Source organism: Caulobacter sp., from assembly GCF_049283275.1.
Lineage (GTDB): Bacteria > Pseudomonadota > Alphaproteobacteria > Caulobacterales > Caulobacteraceae > Caulobacter.
Genome location: NZ_JBAPVS010000115.1, coordinates 1 through 1,813 on the forward strand (window position 1 = coordinate 1; position 1,813 = coordinate 1,813).

At 71.4% G+C, this 1,813-nt stretch carries 3 protein-coding genes; 1 reads left to right on the forward strand and 2 read right to left on the reverse strand.

The genetic code is table 11. From position 1 onward, the window contains the following. A partial coding sequence (gene hisN / locus WAL33_RS05490; protein WP_422179269.1) for a histidinol-phosphatase occupies positions 1 to 747 on the reverse strand: 747 nt, incomplete at its 3' end. Positions 748 to 1,015: 268 nt separating this feature from the next. Between hisN and WAL33_RS05495 the strand changes: the two genes are divergently transcribed. Next, positions 1,016 to 1,477, forward strand: a complete 462-nt coding sequence (locus WAL33_RS05495) for a hypothetical protein (RefSeq protein WP_422179270.1) — start codon at positions 1,016 to 1,018, stop codon at positions 1,475 to 1,477. 15 nt (positions 1,478 to 1,492) lie between these two features. On the opposite strand, the gene rsgA is transcribed toward WAL33_RS05495, so the two are convergent. After that, positions 1,493 to 1,813: GTPase RsgA (gene rsgA, locus WAL33_RS05500; protein WP_422179272.1), on the reverse strand; the 321-nt coding region annotated here is incomplete at its 5' end.

The following is a 1,813-nucleotide window of genomic DNA, read 5'->3' on the forward strand; positions in this document are numbered from 1 at the left end:
CAACAACCCGTTGGACGCCACGGCGTTGCCACCGAACGGCCCGTCCACCCCGGCCAGCGAACTGAACCGGCCGCCGGCCTCGACCACGATCGGCACCAGCGCCGCCATGTCGTACAACTGCAGTTCGGGTTCGCAGGCCAGGTCGACCGCGCCCTCGGCCAGCAGCATGTACGACCAGAAGTCGCCGTAGGCCCGGCTGCGCCATACCGTCCGGGTCAGCTGGAGGAAGGCATCGCCCCGGTCCAGGTCCTCCCAGCCGCGGAAGGACGCGTAGGACAACGAGGCGTCGGCCAGCTTCTCCACCGCCGAGACCCGCAACCGCCGGGCCGAGGACAGGCTGCGACCGGTCCAGGCCCCGGTGCCGGTGGCCGCCCACCACCGCCGTCCCAGCGCGGGGGCGGAGACCAGGCCGATCACCGGGACGCCGTCGTCCACCAGGGCGATCAGGGTGGCCCAGACCGGAACCCCCCGGACGAAGTTCTTGGTGCCGTCGATCGGGTCGACGATCCACTGCCGGGAACCGCGACCGCTGGACCCGAACTCCTCGCCGAGCACCGCGTCCCGGGGACGCGTGCGGCGCAACTGGCTGCGGATCAGTTCCTCGGCCGCCCGGTCGGCGTCGGTCACCGGGGTCAGATCGGGCTTGGTCTCCACCAGCAGGTCGACGGCGGTGAACCGGGCGATCGTCACCGCGTCCACCTGGTCGGCGATCACATGCGCCAGCCGGAGATCATCGTCATAACCCACGGGCGGACGGTATCGGTGTTTGACCCCAGCCGTCCCGATCCGAACGCATCAGATCGATATCGGACCAGCCGCCGGTGAACCGATCGGACCGAGGTGGCGTAAGCCTCCGTGAGCCGGCGCACGCCGGACGTCGGTTCGGCGCGTTCAGACCGCGCCGGCATTTGGTTGAGGGTTTAAGGTGTTCCGCATGTTCGATACCATTAACGGTCTCCCGGTACACGCCCTCGTGGTCCACGCCGCCGTCGTGTTGCTGCCGTTGATGGCGCTGGTGACGATCGCGTTCACGATCCGCCCGAAGTGGCGGCCGGGGCTGCCGTGGGCGATCCTCGGCAACCTGGTGGCGATGGGCAGTTCCTACGCCGCCGCCGAGTCGGGCGGGAAGCTTCAGGTCCGGCTGAGCGTGCAGGCCGGCCAGGAGATCGCCGCGAAGCACGGCGATCTGGGTTCGGTGCTGCCGAACTTCGGTATCGGCCTGGTGGTCGCCTCGGTGCTGGCCTATCTGCTCGTGGGCCGGTCCGGCACCGGTGGCAGCAGTCGCGGTCGGCGCACCCTTGACGATCGGGACGGCTCGGCCTACGACGCGCCGCGGGCGTCGGCACCGGCCACCCTGCTGGCCTTGGTCCTGGTGGTCGGGGCCGGGGCCGCCGCCACCTACTGGACCTACCAGGTCGGCGACAGCGGGGCCAAGGCGGTCTGGCAGGACACCATCGCCAACACCAAGGCCCCCTGACCGGTCGAAGCAGGTTCAGGCTTCGGAGGGAGCACCGGCCCGGGCCCGGATCAGCCGGCGCAGGGATTCCAGCCGGGCGGCGCCGCTGCTCCCGGCGTGTCCGTCCGCCACCCAGGCGTCCAGCCCGCACTCCGGCTCGTCATGGCTGCAGCCACGGGGGCACTCGGCGGTGCCGCCGCTCAGCTCCGGGAAGGCCCGCAGCAACCGGTCCGGCTCGACGTGAGCCAGCCCGAACGACCGGACCCCCGGGGTGTCCACCACCCAGCCGCCGTCCGGCAGTCGGAGCGCCACCGCCGAGGTGGAGGTGTGCCGGCCGCGTCCGGTGTGGTCGTTGAC